The organism is Pseudomonas saponiphila, assembly GCF_900105185.1.
Lineage (GTDB): Bacteria > Pseudomonadota > Gammaproteobacteria > Pseudomonadales > Pseudomonadaceae > Aquipseudomonas > Aquipseudomonas saponiphila.
Genome location: NZ_FNTJ01000002.1, coordinates 337,396 through 351,434, shown reverse-complemented (window position 1 = coordinate 351,434; position 14,039 = coordinate 337,396). Strand labels below are relative to the sequence as shown.

Below are 14,039 nucleotides of genomic sequence, written 5' to 3'. Positions count from 1 at the left end.
CCTAGAGCTGGTAATCCACAGACCCGTCGCTGAGGTCCGAGAGATCCAGCGGCCGGGCCTCGCCCATCCACATCGGGTAATCGCGATGATCGCGCAGGTCGCTGCCGGTGATCGGGTGCACCAGCACCACCAGGCCCTGGCGATTGAGCATCAGCCAGGGCACCAGCTCGGCGAACAGCGCAGGCTTGAAGGCCAGCTGGCAGCTCCAGTCCGGATGCGGCCCCACGGGACGTTCATGAACCCGGCCCATCTTCAGCGGGAACCGTTGCGCCGCCTGCTCGCACAGGGCCCGGGCTTGATCGATGGTACTGGCGTCGAAGTAGACGTGGGCGTGATAACCCTTGATCCGATGCATGCAAAAACCTCACGAAATGATTCAGGCCCAAGGCCCCTGCGCAGGCGCCATGCAGACCGATACAGGCCTTCATGGCAGCCGTTCAATGTGACTCGGCCGACAGCGTCGCCGCCACCTCCAGCAATTGCTGGCGCAACCAGGCATGGGCCGGGTCGGCACTGTTGCGCCCATGCCAGATCGCCATCAACGGCGCGGCTTCCAGCGCCAGGGGCAAGGCCCGTGGACACAGCGCGAAACGTCGCTCGAAGGCCCGGGCCAGCGGCCCCGGCACAATTGCCACCAGCGGTGACTGCGCCAGCAGTTCCGGCAGCACCAGGGAATGGGGCAGGGTGAGCTGGTAACGCGGCTGCCGACCGATGCTGGCGAAGGCCTGCTCCAGACGCTGGCGATCGAACATCTCCGACTGCCGGGCAAGGCCCCGTTCGAGAATGTAGCCGTTCACCGCGCCTTCCTCCTGGCCCCCAACCGAGAGGGTGATCAATGGACAATCGGCCAGCGCCTCCAGGGTCACTTCGGGCAATTTCAACAAGGGATGCCCGGGGTCCATCAGCAGCACGTCCTGCTGCTGCCAGAGGCAGGTGCTGTGCACTCGTCGCGGCAGTTCGGCGAATACCCCGAGGGCCAGATCGATGCGGCCGACATCGATCTGCTCGGCCAGGTCCAGGCGGGTCACCGGACGCACCACCAGGTCCACCCCCGGGGCCTGCTGCGCCAGGCGCCGCAACAAAGGCGCCAGCAGCACCGAGCTCAGGTAATCGTTGATCGCCAGGGTGAAGGTGCGCGTGGCCCGAGCAGGATCGAAGGCCTCCACCCCGACCGTACGCTGGATGGTCAACAGCGCCTCGCGCAGCGGACCGGCGATGGCTTCGGCCCGGGCCGAAGGCTGCATGCCCCTGGCCGTGCGGATAAACAGTTCGTCCTGCAAGGACTCACGCAGCCGGGTCAGCGCATGGCTCACCGCCGACTGGCTCAGATGCAGGCGCTTGCTGGCCAGGAGGATGCTGCGGTCCTCATAGACCGCATCGAAAACCCGCAGCAGGTTGAGGTCGATACGCGGGACGCGGGGCACTTCATCACGGAGCATATTGCAGATCCTGCAGGAGGCTATTGCGGATTGTTCCCTTGCCCCGAGGGGCAGGCGCGGGCAACTTTAACGCATCCGACCAGCAAGCAGATGGCACTGAAAATCAACCCGTGCGATCACGGCAGCGGCTTGCCCGACGTTCAGTGACCGCCACCGGCCTGAGTGTTTTTTGAACACTTGAAAGCGCTTGGTTGTGATCGACACCGTGCTTACCTTCAGGGACCGAAGATGCCCGCAAGCCCCGACCTCAATGACATCCGCGCCCATGACTGGGTCGCGACCCGCCTGCCGCGATCCTGGCAGGCCTACGCCCGCCTGATGCGCCTGGACCGGCCCGTCGGCACCTGGCTGACCCTGCTGCCGGCGCTGGCCGCGCTGATCCTCTGCGCCGGGCGCATTCCCCCGGTCGGCACCGTGCTGGTGTTCGCCCTCGGCGCCTTGCTGATGCGCAGTGCCGGTTGCAGCATCAACGACATCTTCGACCGGCGCTTCGACGCCCAGGTCAACCGCACCCGCCAGCGGCCCCTGGCCAACGGCTCACTCAGCCAGAGACAGGCCTTGGCCTGCCTGGCGCTGCAATTGCTGCTGGCCGCGGGGCTGCTGCTGTTCCTGCACCCCCTGACGGTGCTGCTGGCCCTGGGCTGCGTGCCCCTGACCCTGGTCTACCCGCTACTCAAGCGCTTTACCCACTGGCCCCAGGCGTTTCTCGGCGCGGTGTTCAACTGGGGCGTGCTCATGGCCAGCGTGGAAACCACTGGCAGCCTGCAACCCGAGGCGCTGGCGCTGTGGCTGGGCTGCCTGTTCTGGCAGTTGGGCTACGACACCCTCTATGCCTACAGCGACCGTGAGGACGACCTGAAAATGGGCCTGCGCTCCACCGCCACGCTGTTCGCCGGACGGGGCAGGACCTGGATCGCCGGGTTCTACGCCATGACCCTGCTGTGCTGGTGCGGCGCGGGCCTGCTGGCCGGCGCCAACCCGGGCTTTTTCATCCTGCTGCTGCCGATCGCCCTGTCCCTGGCCTACCAGCTCAGCCTCTTCAGTCCGGACCACCCGGAGCCCTGCAACCAGCTGTTTCGCAGCAACGTCCACATCGGCGTGCTGCTACTGGTCGGCGCCTCGGTGGCCATCGTTTGACCGCTGGACATTCAGTACTCAACCCGCACCTTCCACCTCACAAGGACTTGTCATATGCCTGCACTCTCAATCAGCTCGCCGCTCCGGGCACCGGAACAATGGGCCGCCCTGTTGCTGCGCCTGGCCCTGGGCGCCATGTACATCGCCCACGCCCTGTTCAAGATCCTGGTCCTGGGCTGGCCGGGCACCCTCAAGCTGTTCAGCGCCACCGGCATGCCCGAGTGGCTGACCTACCCGGCGGTGTGCGCCGAACTGGTGGGCGGCTTGCTGCTGATCTTCGGGGTCGGCGTGCGCTGGATCGCCCTGGGGCTGATGCCGATGCTGCTAGGGGCGATCGTCTTCGTCCACGGCGCCCACGGCTGGATCTACACCAGCCCGGGGGGTGGCTGGGAATACCTGGCCTTCCTCGCCGTGGTATCGCTGGCGCTGGTGTGCCTGGGCAACGGCGCGCTGTCCCTGTGGAGCCTGTTCAAGGCGCCGCCTACAGGGCAATGGACGGCAACGCCAGCCCCCTGAGGGACTGGGCACTGCCGGCCTGCTCGGCCATCAGCCAGTCGACGAAGCGCTGGATCAACGGCCCACGCCGCTTGCGCGGCGGCAGCACCACGTAATAGCCGTAGGCGGACAGCGCGCTCTGGGCGATCGGTCGGCACAACAGCCCCTGTGCCAACAGATCGTCCACCAGATGACGCCAACCGATGGCCACCCCCTGGCCGCCGATGGCCGCCTGGATCAGCAGGGTGTAATTGTCGAAACGCAATTGCCCGGGGGGCGGGGCGCCTGCCAGGCCCAGTTCGCGGAACACCCCGCTCCAGTCGAACCAGTGACTGGCGTTTTCCCCCCGCAGGTGCAGCAGCGGCATCTCCAGCAGGGCATGGGCGGGCAGGGGCGCCAGGCGCTCCTTGAGCAGCAGCGGGCTGCACACCGGGAACACTTCCTCGCTGAACAACCAGCGGCTTTCGCCATGTTTGAAACGGCCGTCGCCAAACAGCACGGCCACATCGATATCGCTGCGCAACATGCTGTGGCTGCGCTCGCTGGTCACCAGGCTGACGTCCACCTGGGGGTTGGCCGCATGGAAGCGATGCAGGCGCGGCATCAGCCAATAGGCGGCGAAGGCGAAATCCGTGGCCACTTGCAACACCTCATGCTGATGCTGCCGGGCCAGGGCAGTGAGGCCGGCATCGATGCTCTGCAGGCCGGCCTGCACCTGTTCCAGCAACAGCACGCCGGACTCGGTCAACTCGATGCCGCGGTAGATGCGGTCGAACAGGCGCACCTGCAACTGCTCTTCCAGACGCTTGATCTGCTGGCTGATGGCCGGCTGGGTAGTGCCCAGTTCCACCGCCGCCGCGGTGAAGCTGCGCAGACGCGCGGCCGCTTCAAACACCCGAAGCAGGTCCAGGGACAGGTCACCAAGGCTTTCATACATAAGTTGTACTTATCCTAGTCATTGCCGCACATGGGCTTTACCGCAAAAGACATGGAATCCATGCTCGATCGCAGCACTTTCGCATAACCGTCGACTATGGAATGCCGCGAACACATGAAGCGCAAGAACATTCTTTTCATCATGGCCGACCAGATGGCGGCGCCCTTGCTGCCGTTCTACGGGCCATCGCCGATCCAGCTACCGCACCTCAGCCGCCTGGCCGCCCGGGGCGTGGTGTTCGACGCCGCCTACTGCAACAGCCCACTGTGCGCGCCTTCGCGCTTCACCCTGGTCAGCGGCCAGTTGCCGAGCAAGATCGGCGCCTACGACAACGCCGCGGACTTTCCCGCCGACGTGCCCACCTACGCCCACTACCTGCGGCGCCTGGGCTACCGCACCGCGCTGTCGGGCAAGATGCACTTCTGCGGCCCGGACCAGTTGCACGGCTACGAAGAGCGCCTGACCACCGACATCTACCCCGCCGACTACGGCTGGGCAGTCAACTGGGATGAGCCCCAAGTGCGCCCCAGCTGGTACCACAACATGTCCTCGGTGCTGCAGGCCGGCCCTTGCGTGCGCACCAACCAGCTGGATTTCGATGAGGAGGTGGTATTCAAGGCCCGGCAATACCTGTTCGACCACGTTCGCGCAGGCGGCGACCAGCCGTTCTGCCTGACCGTGTCCATGACCCACCCCCACGATCCCTACACCATTCCCAAGGCGTTCTGGGACCTGTACCGCGACGACGACATCCCACTGCCCCAGACCCCGCCGCAGAGCGAGCTGGACCCGCACTCCCAGCGCCTGCTCAAGGTCTATGACCTGTGGGACAAGCCGCTGCCTGTGGATAAGATCCGCGACGCGCGGCGGGCCTATTTCGGCGCCTGCAGCTACATCGACAGCAACGTCGGCAAGCTGCTGCAGACCCTGGAAGACACCGGGCTGGCGGACGACACCCTGATCGTGTTTTCCGGCGACCACGGCGACATGCTTGGCGAGCGTGGCCTCTGGTACAAAATGCACTGGTTCGAAATGGCCGCCCGGGTGCCGCTGCTGATCTGCGCGCCAGGGCAGTTCGCCGCCGGGCGGGTCGGCGCCGCGGTGTCCACCGCCGACCTGCTGCCGACCCTGGTGGAACTGGCCGGCGGCCGTGTGGAGCCCAACCTGCCCCTGGACGGCCGCTCCCTGGTCCCCCATCTGCTGGGGCAGGGCGGCCACGACGAAGTGTTCGGCGAATACATGGCCGAAGGCACTGTCAGCCCGCTGATGATGATTCGCCGGGGCGCCTACAAATTCATCTACAGCGAAGACGACCCCTGCCTGCTCTTCGATGTCGCCAACGACCCGCAAGAGCGTATCGACCTCAGCCGCTCGGCCGAGCACCGAACGCTGTTCGACGCCTTCCTCGCCGAGGCCCGGGCCAAGTGGGACATCCCGCTCATTCACCAACAGGTCCTGGCCAGCCAGCGCCGCCGCCGTCTGGTGGCCGACGCCCTGAACCGGGGCACGCGCAAGAGCTGGGATCACCAGCCACTGGTCGACGCCAGCGCGCAGTACATGCGCAACCACATCGACCTCGACGATCTGGAGCGCAAGGCGCGTTATCCACAACCCTGCCAAAACCAATAATCCAAGGGGAAGAGCATGAAAAAGTTATCCACAGCGCTGGCGTTCGGGCTCCTGGCTCTGGGCAGCACGGCCGCCTGGGCCGACTCGTGCGCAACCGTGAAGCTGGCCGATCCGGGCTGGAGCGACATCGCCGCCACCAATGCCATTGCCAGCTTTCTGCTGGAGGGCATGGGCTACAAGACCAAGATCGACACCCTGGCGGTGCCGATTACCTACGGCGGCCTCAAGGACGGCCAGGTGGATGTGTTCCTGGGCAACTGGATGCCGGCGCAACAGGGTTTCTACGACAAGTTCGTGGCCAATGGCGAGGTCATCCAACTGGCGAAGAACCTGGAAGGCACCGAGTTCACCCTGGCGGTTCCGGACTACGTGTGGAACGCCGGGGTGCATGATTTCGCCGACCTGAACACCTTCGCCGACAAGTTCGACAAGAAGATCTACGGCATCGGCTCCGGTGCCCCGGCCAACCTGTCGCTGCAGGAGATCATCAAGCACAACCAGTTCAATCTCGGCCAGTGGAAGCTGATCGAGTCCAGCGAACAGGCGATGCTTGCCGAAGTGACCCGGGCCACCAGAAAGCAACGCTTCGTGACCTTCCTCGGCTGGACCCCGCACCCGATGAACGTGCAGTTGAACATGCGTTACCTCACCGGCGGCGAGCAGTACTTCGGCGCCAGCGGCAGCGTCTACACCCTGACCCGCAAGGGTTATGCACAGGCCTGCCCGAATGTCGGCAAGCTCCTGGGCAACCTGCGTTTCACCCAGGACATGGAGAACGCCATCATGGCCGAGGTGGTGAACAACAAGGTCAGCAACGCCGAGGCCGCCAAGGCCTGGATCAAGGCCAACCCGGCGGTGCTGGAACAGTGGCTGGAAGGGGTGCGGACCATTGATGACCAAGAGGCCCTGGCGGCGGTGAAGGGCAAGTTGTAAGCCCGAGGTGCTTCGGCCATTCGCCGGCAAGCCGGCTCCTACGGGATGAGGGGCCAGCCTCGGCACATGCCCGAGGCCGGACAATGCTTTACCCTGGCCCCCTCGAATCAACCCATCCGTGAGCAACCATGGCCTGGCCCAACCGCCATTCACTCCTGCCTTTTCTCGCCTGGCTGCCGCAGCAGACCCGCGCCAGCGTCGGTCGTGATCTGCTGGTGGGGCTCAGTGGCGCGATCCTCGCCCTGCCGCAATCGATCGCCTATGCGCTGATTGCCGGCCTGCCGCCGGAGTACGGGCTGTACGCGGCCATAGTCCCGGTGCTGGTGGCCTGCCTCTGGGGCTCGTCCTGGCACCTGATCTGCGGCCCGACGGCGGCGATTTCCATCGTGCTGTATGCCAGTGTCAGCCCCCTGGCGGTGCCGGCGTCCGAGGACTACATCACCCTGATCCTGCTGCTGACCCTGCTGGCCGGGGTCTTCCAGTGGCTGCTGGGGCTGCTGCGTTTCGGGGCGCTGGTGAACTTCGTCTCGCACTCGGTGGTGCTGGGCTTCACCCTTGGCGCGGCCGTGGTGATCGCCCTGGGGCAGTTGCCCAACCTGCTGGGCCTGGAACTGCCGAGCCAGACCACCGCTCTGGGCAGCCTGAGCCAGTTGCTGGAGCACCTGGACGCCGTGGACCGGCCGTCGCTGCTGCTGGGGCTCGGCAGCCTGGGGATAGGGCTGGGCCTGAAGCTGCTGGCGCCACGCGGGCCGGGCCTGCTGCTCAGCCTGGTGCTCAGTGCCCTGCTGGTGTGGCTGCTGCCGGGGCTGTTCGGCCAGGTCAAGCTGGTCAGCGCCTTTGTCGGCCGCCTGCCGCCCTTGAGCCCGCTGCCACTGGATCTGGAGCTGATCCTGCGGCTGCTGCCCAGTGCCGTGGCGGTGGGCATGCTGGGGCTGGTCACCAGCCTGTCGATTGCCCGCTCGCTGTCGATACGCTCGGAACAACTGCTCGACGCCAACCAGGAAGTCCGCGCCCAGGGCCTGTCGAACATGGTCGGGGCGTTTTTTTCCGGCTACCTGTCCTCCGGTTCCTTCACCCGCTCGGGCCTGAGCTACGAAGCCGGTGCCCGCTCGCCCCTGGCCGGGGTGTTCTCGGCGCTGTGGGTGGCGCTGTTCGCGGTAGTCGGCGCCGGGTTGATCGCCCACATCCCGATTCCGGCCATGGCCGGCAGCATCCTGCTGATCTGCTGGGGGCTGGTGGATCATCGGGGCATCCGTGACCTGTTCCGGGTCAGCCGCGCCGAATTCCTGGTGATGAGCCTGACCTGCGTCGCCACCTTGCTCCTGGAGCTGCAGACCGCGATCTATGCCGGGGTCCTGGCGTCGCTGTTCTTTTACCTCAAGCGCACTTCGCAACCACGGGTGCAGCAGTCCAGCGAGGGCGATGCGGACATCCTGCGGGTCGGCGGCTCGATCTTCTTCGGCGCCAGCCATTACCTGCAGGTGCGCATGCAACGCTGCCACGCGCCCAGGCTGGTGATCGACGCCCGGCAGATCAACTTCATCGACTATTCAGGGGTGGCGATGCTGCATCAGGAAGCCCGCCGGCTCAAACGCCAGGAGCGCAGCCTGACCCTGCGCCGGGCGCGGCAGGCGGTGAAAGAGGAATTGATCAAGCTCGAAGGCGCGGAGCACTGCCCGATCCACTTCGAAGACTGAACCCCATCCGTAGGAGCCGGCTTGCCGGCGAACAGGCCCTTGGACCTGGCGCCAGTCTTGAGGCTACCTTCGCTGGCAAGCCAGCTCCTACAGGGGGGTGGGTTACTGCGCCAGCTGGCGGCGCAGTTCGGCCAGTACCGGGGCGCTGTCCGGACGCACGCCACGCCACAGGAAGAAGGCTTCCGCCGCCTGCTCGGCCAGCATGCCCAGGCCATCGAGCACCAGCGCCGCCCGGTGATCACTGGCCCAGCGGCAGAACGGCGTCGGTTCCTTGCCGTACATCATGTCGTAGCACACCGTCTGGCCCGGCTCGATCAGGCTGCCGGCAATCGGCGGCAATTCGCCCGACAGGCTGGCGGAAGTGGCATTGATGATCAGGTCCACCGACTCCTGCAGCCAGTCGAAACCACTGGCCGACACCGGGCCCAGGTCGGCAAAGAGCTCCGCCAGCCGCTCGGCTTTTTCCACGGTGCGGTTGGCGATCACCACCGAGGCCGGCTGCTGCGCCAGCAAAGGCTCCAGGGCCCCGCGCACGGCGCCCCCGGCTCCCAGGAGGAGGATGCGTTTGCCCTTGAGGCTGACCCCGGCGTTGACCGTCAGGTCGCGCACCAGTCCGGCGCCGTCGGTGTTGTCCCCCAGCAACCTGCCGTCGGCCTGCTTGCTCAGGGTGTTCACCGCACCGGCACGCTGTGCGCGCTCGGTCAGGCTGTCGCACAGGCGATAAGCGTCTTCCTTGAACGGCACGGTGACGTTGGCCCCGCGGCCCTCGGCGAAGAAACGCCGAGCGGCGCCGACGAAATCGTCCAGGGGCGCCAGCAGGGTGTTGTATTCCAGCTGCTGGCCGGTCTGCTGGGCGAACAGCCGATGGATCAGCGGCGATTTGCTGTGGCCGATCGGATTACCAAAGACAACGTACTGGTCCATCTCTCATCCCATTTGCTCAACACACACGGGTAGGAGCCGCGTCCGCCTTGAAGGCCGTTTCGCCGGCAAGCCGGCTCCTACACGGTGGGGGTGGGTTAGTGGCTGGCCGCCAGCCAGTCGCGGTCCTGCAGGAAATACTCGGTCAGGCGCGCCTCTTCGGTGCCCGGCTCGGCCTTCCAGTCGTAGCCCCAGCGCACTTGCGGCGGCAGCGACATGAGGATCGACTCGGTACGCCCGCCCGATTGCAGGCCGAACAGGGTGCCACGGTCGTAGACCAGGTTGAACTCCACGTAGCGGCCACGGCGGAATTCCTGGAACTCGCGCTGCTGCTCGGTGTAGGCGGCGGCCTTGCGGCGCTGGACGATGGGCAGGTAAGCCTCGATATAGGCATCGCCGATGGCGCGCATGAAGGCGAAGCAGGTGTCGAAGTCCCACTCGTTCAAGTCGTCGAAGAACAGACCGCCGATGCCCCGGGGCTCGTTGCGGTGCTTGATGTGGAAGTAGCTGTCGCACCAGGCCTTGTAGCGCGAGTAGACATCCGGGCCGAAAGGCGCGCAGGCGCGTTCGGCGACCCGGTGCCAGTGCACGCAGTCTTCTTCATTGCCGTAGTAGGGGGTCAGGTCGAAGCCACCGCCGAACCACCAGACCGGTTCTTCACCTTCCTTCTCGGCAATGAAGAAACGCACGTTGGCGTGGGAGGTCGGCACATGAGGGTTGTGCGGGTGGATCACCAGGGACACACCCAGGGCCTCGAACCCGCGGCCGGCCAGTTCCGGACGATGGGCGCTGGCCGAAGGCGGCAGGCCACTGCCGAACACGTGGGAGAAGTTGACCCCGCCCTTTTCGATCACTGCACCGCCACCGATCACCCGGGTGCGTCCGCCACCGCCGGCAGGCCGTGTCCAGGCATCCTCGATGAAGCGCGCGCCGCCGTCTTCGGTTTCCAGGGCAGTGCAGATACGATCTTGCAGGTCGAGCAGGTAGGCTTTCACGGCCTCGGTGCGGGTAGTCATGGCATCACCTTGAATCGGGCAAAGCTGGGCGGCGCCAGGGATGAAACCTGCGCCGGCGCAAATGGGCGCGTAGCATAACACCGCACTGTGTCCACTCGCAGTTGACGAAGGTCAAGCAGAGGAGTCCGATAGAGCCCTTTCACGCGACGACCAAGGAGTGAGTGCAGATGGCCAAACGTATACAGTTTCGCGCCCATGGCGGCCCCGAAGTGCTCGAGTATGTGGATTACCAGCCCGCCGAACCGGGTCCGCAGCAGGTTCGCGTCAGCAACCAGGCCATCGGCCTGAACTTCATCGATACCTATTTCCGCAGCGGCCTGTACGCACCGCCGTCGCTGCCGTCGGGCCTGGGCGCCGAGGGGGCCGGGGTCGTGGAAGCCGTGGGCAGCGCGGTGACCCGCTTCAAGGTCGGCGATCGGGTGGCCTATGGCAGCGGCCCGCTGGGCGCCTACAGCGATGTGCACGTGCTGCCCGAAGCCAACCTGGTGCACCTGCCGGACGCCATCAGCTTCGAACAGGCGGCCGGGGTGATGCTCAAGGGCCTGACCGTGCAGTACCTGCTGCGCCAGACCTACGAACTCAAGGGTGGCGAAACCGTACTGTTTCACGCGGCCGCCGGCGGCGTCGGCTCCCTGGCCTGCCAGTGGGCCAAGGCCCTGGGGGTGAAACTGATCGGCACCGTCAGCTCGCCGGAAAAGGCCGCCATCGCCAAGGCCCTGGGCGCCTGGGAAACCATCGACTACAGCCATGAAGACGTGGCCCAGCGAGTGCTGGAACTGACCGATGGCAAGAAGTGCCCGGTGGTCTACGACGGCGTGGGCAAGGACACCTGGCTGACCTCCCTGGATTGCCTGGCACCCCGCGGGCTGATGGTCAGCTTCGGCAACGCCTCGGGCGCGGTGGACGGGGTGAACCTGGGGATTCTCTCGGCCAAGGGCTCGCTGTATGTCACCCGCCCAACCCTGGCCAGCTACGCCAACAATGCCGAAAACCTGCAGCGCATGGCCGACGATCTGTTCGGCATGATCGCCAGCGGCAAGTTGAAGATCGAGATCGGCCAGCGCTTCGCCCTGGCGGATGCCGCCAAGGCCCATATCGAGCTGTCGGCGCGGCGCACCACTGGCTCGACCGTGCTGTTGCCTTGAGCGCCTTCGCCGGCCAGCCGGCTCCTACAGATCATCGTAGGAGCCGGCTGGCCGGCGCAGCGCATCAGGAAGGCCGCACCACCCTGCCGGTGGCCAGATCGCGGATCAGGCTCGGGTTCTTGCGCCCGCCCAGGCTGCCGGTGAGCACCAGGTCCAGTTGCCCGCGGAAGTACTGCTCGATGCGCAACCGCGTGCGCGCCGCCGGCCGCCCCTGGGGATTGGCCGAGGTGGAAATCAGCGGCCCCACCAACGCACACAGTTCGCGCACCAGCGGATGGTCGCTAACCCGCAACGCCACCGTGTCATGCACCCCGGTGACCCACTCCGGCAGCAGGTTCTGATGGGGCACCAGCCAGGTGTTGGGACCCGGCCAGGTGCTGGACATGCGCTCGATCCAAGTGTCGGGGAAATCCTCGAAGAGAAAGTCGAACTGGTGGATGTTGTCGGCGATCAGAATCAGGCCCTTGTCCACCGAGCGTGACTTGATCGCCAGCAGGCGATCCACCGCCTCTTCGTTCCACGGATCGCACCCCAGGCCCCAGACCGCTTCGGTTGGGTAGGCAATCACCGCCCCTGCGCGAATCTCTCGTGCGGCTTGTTGCACACGCCAACTGCTGACCATTGCCGAATCTCCAGATAAAAGCTGTGCGCAGTTTACCGATCCTGCCTATAAAACCTAGCTCAGACGCGCAAACCAGCGGCCGTTTTCGTTGACGGCCCGAGCCTCGATTTCCAGCTCGGTCAGTGCCGCCAGCACCCGTGGCAGGGACCAGCCGCTGGCAAGCGCCAGGGCCTCGCTGCTGTGGGGAGCCGCCTGAAGCAGGGCCAGCAGCGGATGTTCACTGGCCTCCAGCGGCGCCGCAGCGGGCGGTGGCAGGTGTTGCCAGCCTCGCAGGGTTTCCAGGATGTGCTGCACGCTTTCCACCAGCACCGCGCCCTCACGGATCAGTTGGTGACAACCCCGGGCACCGGGGTGATGAATAGAACCTGGGATCGCATACACCTCGCGGCCTTGCTCGGCCGCCAGGCGGGCGGTGATCAGCGAACCGCTGGCAACACTGGCTTCCACCACCAGCACCCCCAGGGACAAGCCACTGATGATCCGGTTGCGTCGGGGGAAGTGCTCCGGACGCGGGCCGGTGTCCAGGGGGAACTCGGAAATCACCGCGCTGCCCTGGTCGATCATCGCCCTGGCCAGAGCTCGATGCCGCTGTGGATAACAATTTTCCAGGCCCGTGCCCAGCACCCCCACGGTATGCCCAGCAACGTCCAAGGCCGCCTGGTGCGCAGCGCCATCGATGCCCAGGGCCAAGCCGCTGGTGATCACGAATCCGGCGGCGGCCAGGCTCCGGGAAAACGCTGCGGCAGTGTCCAGTCCCGGACGCGAAGCCCGACGGCTGCCCACCAGCGCCAACTGCGGCCGTTGAAGAATCGACGGATCGCCGGCCACGAACAACAGCGGTGGCGCATCCTCCAGTTGCGCCAGCAGAGGCGGATAGTCGGGCTGGTCAGACATCAGCAAATGCTGGGCCTGGTTGTCTATCCAGGCCAGCGCGCGGCGGGCGCTATCCCGGACTTCGACGCTGCGTCGGGCATCGGTGCAGGCCGTCGGCAGCCCCAGCGAGTGCCAGGCACGGGCCGGGGCACTGAGGGCCTTGGAGGCTGAACCGAAGGCCTGGAGCAAACGCCCAAAGCGCATGGCACCCAAGGCGGGCAGAGCATGCAAACGTAAACGGGCTTCCAGTTCCGCGGGGGAAATGGCGGCACTAATCGAGTGCGACATGGATCATCCTTGATCGTCATCGGTCCGGCGAGGGCCGGAACAAGCTGTGGATAAGTCTGTTGGTAACTTGTTGAGGAAAGGTTTCCCGCTGCCTCAGGGAGACACCCTGCCAACGTCGGCCAAGCTCTGCCCGACGCCCCGTGCAGCCAACCGCAAGCGCGTCAATCGGACCTGATGCAGCCGCTGGCAGGTCCGATCGGTGGCAGCCCAGCCCAATAGCAGCAGGGCGAACAGTGATTTCCTCAGGGGCTGAATCCCTTTATTATGTGCACTCGCGTAAAACGCCAGAGCCTGCGCGGCTCGCTCGCTCCCAGAGCACGTTTTGCATCGGCGGCCCAGGTCCAGCACCTGCGCAGACGCCGACTCCGCCCTTACTTCACACGTGTAGCAATTACGCTTATGGCCATTTTAAACATCCTCGAATTCCCTGATCCGCGCCTGCGCACTATCGCCAAGCCAGTGGCCGTAGTGGACGACGAAGTGCGTCAGTTGGTCGACGACATGTTTGAAACAATGTATGAGGCCCCAGGCATCGGCCTGGCGGCGACCCAGGTCAACGTGCACAAACGCGTGGTGGTCATGGACCTGTCCGAAGACCGCAGCGAGCCCCGGGTGTTCATCAACCCCGAATTCGAAGCCCTGACCGACGAGATGGACCAGTACCAGGAAGGCTGCCTGTCGGTGCCGGGTTTCTATGAAAACGTCGACCGCCCGCAGCGGGTCAAGATCAAGGCCCTGGACCGCGACGGCCAGCCCTATGAACTGATCGCCGAAGGCTTGCTGGCGGTGTGCATCCAGCACGAATGCGACCACCTCAACGGCAAGCTGTTCGTCGATTACCTGTCCACGCTCAAGCGTGACCGGATCAAGAAGAAGCTGGAAAAGCAGCATCGCCAGCAGGCTTGAT

14 protein-coding genes are annotated in these 14,039 nt (G+C 65.6%); 7 read left to right on the top strand and 7 right to left on the bottom strand.

Features of this window, described 5'->3' with window-relative positions; genetic code table 11:
- Position 1: 1 nt before the first annotated feature.
- Positions 2-355, bottom strand: a complete 354-nt coding sequence (locus BLV47_RS23515; protein ID WP_092318120.1) for a DOPA 4,5-dioxygenase family protein — start codon at positions 353-355, stop codon at positions 2-4.
- Between the two features lie 82 nt (positions 356-437).
- Positions 438-1,439: a LysR family transcriptional regulator gene (locus BLV47_RS23510; RefSeq protein WP_092318117.1), complete on the bottom strand. Its 1,002-nt coding sequence runs from the start codon at positions 1,437-1,439 to the stop codon at positions 438-440.
- Positions 1,440-1,667: 228 nt separating this feature from the next.
- On the opposite strand from BLV47_RS23510, the gene ubiA reads away from it, so the two are divergent.
- A complete protein-coding gene (ubiA, locus tag BLV47_RS23505) occupies positions 1,668-2,576 on the top strand; it encodes a 4-hydroxybenzoate octaprenyltransferase (protein WP_092318114.1) in 909 nt (302 codons plus the stop codon).
- A 54-nt stretch (positions 2,577-2,630) separates the two neighbouring features.
- Positions 2,631-3,092 carry a DoxX family protein gene (locus BLV47_RS23500; protein WP_092318111.1) on the top strand — a complete coding sequence of 154 codons (462 nt, stop codon included), beginning with the start codon at positions 2,631-2,633 and terminating at the stop codon, positions 3,090-3,092.
- Here the strand turns inward: BLV47_RS23500 and BLV47_RS23495 are convergent.
- Positions 3,058-4,008, bottom strand: coding sequence for a choline sulfate utilization transcriptional regulator (locus BLV47_RS23495; RefSeq protein WP_092318109.1), 951 nt, complete (start codon positions 4,006-4,008; stop codon positions 3,058-3,060). The two genes, BLV47_RS23500 and BLV47_RS23495, sit on opposite strands and share 35 nt — an antisense overlap.
- A 114-nt stretch (positions 4,009-4,122) precedes the next feature.
- Between BLV47_RS23495 and betC the strand changes: the two genes are divergently transcribed.
- From betC to BLV47_RS23480, 3 genes are all read left to right on the top strand, one after another.
- On the top strand, positions 4,123-5,637 hold the full coding sequence (gene betC / locus BLV47_RS23490) for a choline-sulfatase (protein WP_092318106.1): 1,515 nt from the start codon (positions 4,123-4,125) through the stop codon (positions 5,635-5,637).
- A gap of 15 nt (positions 5,638-5,652) precedes the next feature.
- The gene (choX, locus tag BLV47_RS23485) at positions 5,653-6,570 is read left to right on the top strand and encodes a choline ABC transporter substrate-binding protein (RefSeq protein ID WP_092318103.1); all 918 of its coding nucleotides are present in this window, start codon (positions 5,653-5,655) and stop codon (positions 6,568-6,570) included.
- Between the two features lie 128 nt (positions 6,571-6,698).
- On the top strand, positions 6,699-8,267 hold the full coding sequence (locus tag BLV47_RS23480) for a SulP family inorganic anion transporter (protein ID WP_092318100.1): 1,569 nt from the start codon (positions 6,699-6,701) through the stop codon (positions 8,265-8,267).
- 102 nt (positions 8,268-8,369) lie between these two features.
- Here BLV47_RS23480 and aroE read toward each other — a convergent pair whose 3' ends face one another.
- Entirely contained in the window at positions 8,370-9,191 is an 822-nt protein-coding gene (gene aroE / locus BLV47_RS23475; RefSeq protein WP_092318097.1) for a shikimate dehydrogenase, read from the bottom strand.
- Positions 9,192-9,286: 95 nt separating this feature from the next.
- Positions 9,287-10,204 (bottom strand): oxygen-dependent coproporphyrinogen oxidase, encoded by a 918-nt coding sequence (gene hemF, locus BLV47_RS23470; protein ID WP_092318094.1) that lies wholly within the window; start codon positions 10,202-10,204, stop codon positions 9,287-9,289.
- Positions 10,205-10,371: 167 nt separating this feature from the next.
- Between hemF and BLV47_RS23465 the strand changes: the two genes are divergently transcribed.
- Positions 10,372-11,349 carry an NADPH:quinone reductase gene (locus tag BLV47_RS23465; protein WP_092318091.1) on the top strand — a complete coding sequence of 326 codons (978 nt, stop codon included), beginning with the start codon at positions 10,372-10,374 and terminating at the stop codon, positions 11,347-11,349.
- 64 nt (positions 11,350-11,413) lie between these two features.
- On the opposite strand, the gene tsaC is transcribed toward BLV47_RS23465, so the two are convergent.
- Complete coding sequence (gene tsaC, locus BLV47_RS23460; RefSeq protein ID WP_016965149.1) at positions 11,414-11,971, bottom strand: L-threonylcarbamoyladenylate synthase type 1 TsaC; 558 nt, start codon at positions 11,969-11,971, stop codon at positions 11,414-11,416.
- Positions 11,972-12,025: 54 nt separating this feature from the next.
- The gene (dprA, locus tag BLV47_RS23455) at positions 12,026-13,132 is read right to left on the bottom strand and encodes a DNA-processing protein DprA (RefSeq protein WP_092318088.1); all 1,107 of its coding nucleotides are present in this window, start codon (positions 13,130-13,132) and stop codon (positions 12,026-12,028) included.
- A 399-nt stretch (positions 13,133-13,531) separates the two neighbouring features.
- Between dprA and def the strand changes: the two genes are divergently transcribed.
- A complete protein-coding gene (gene def, locus BLV47_RS23450; RefSeq protein ID WP_011058411.1) occupies positions 13,532-14,038 on the top strand; it encodes a peptide deformylase in 507 nt (168 codons plus the stop codon).
- Position 14,039: the final 1 nt, after the last annotated feature.

Coding starts and splice junctions, on each gene's coding strand:
- tsaC (WP_016965149.1), bottom strand. CDS start 11,971: ATGGTCAGCAGTTGGCGTGTGCAACAAGCCGCACGAGAGATTCGCGCA.
- aroE (WP_092318097.1), bottom strand. CDS start 9,191: ATGGACCAGTACGTTGTCTTTGGTAATCCGATCGGCCACAGCAAATCG.
- choX (WP_092318103.1), top strand. CDS start 5,653: ATGAAAAAGTTATCCACAGCGCTGGCGTTCGGGCTCCTGGCTCTGGGC.
- BLV47_RS23510 (WP_092318117.1), bottom strand. CDS start 1,439: ATGCTCCGTGATGAAGTGCCCCGCGTCCCGCGTATCGACCTCAACCTG.
- def (WP_011058411.1), top strand. CDS start 13,532: ATGGCCATTTTAAACATCCTCGAATTCCCTGATCCGCGCCTGCGCACT.
- BLV47_RS23480 (WP_092318100.1), top strand. CDS start 6,699: ATGGCCTGGCCCAACCGCCATTCACTCCTGCCTTTTCTCGCCTGGCTG.
- betC (WP_092318106.1), top strand. CDS start 4,123: ATGAAGCGCAAGAACATTCTTTTCATCATGGCCGACCAGATGGCGGCG.
- ubiA (WP_092318114.1), top strand. CDS start 1,668: ATGCCCGCAAGCCCCGACCTCAATGACATCCGCGCCCATGACTGGGTC.
- BLV47_RS23500 (WP_092318111.1), top strand. CDS start 2,631: ATGCCTGCACTCTCAATCAGCTCGCCGCTCCGGGCACCGGAACAATGG.
- BLV47_RS23495 (WP_092318109.1), bottom strand. CDS start 4,008: ATGTATGAAAGCCTTGGTGACCTGTCCCTGGACCTGCTTCGGGTGTTT.
- BLV47_RS23465 (WP_092318091.1), top strand. CDS start 10,372: ATGGCCAAACGTATACAGTTTCGCGCCCATGGCGGCCCCGAAGTGCTC.
- BLV47_RS23515 (WP_092318120.1), bottom strand. CDS start 355: ATGCATCGGATCAAGGGTTATCACGCCCACGTCTACTTCGACGCCAGT.
- dprA (WP_092318088.1), bottom strand. CDS start 13,132: ATGTCGCACTCGATTAGTGCCGCCATTTCCCCCGCGGAACTGGAAGCC.
- hemF (WP_092318094.1), bottom strand. CDS start 10,204: ATGACTACCCGCACCGAGGCCGTGAAAGCCTACCTGCTCGACCTGCAA.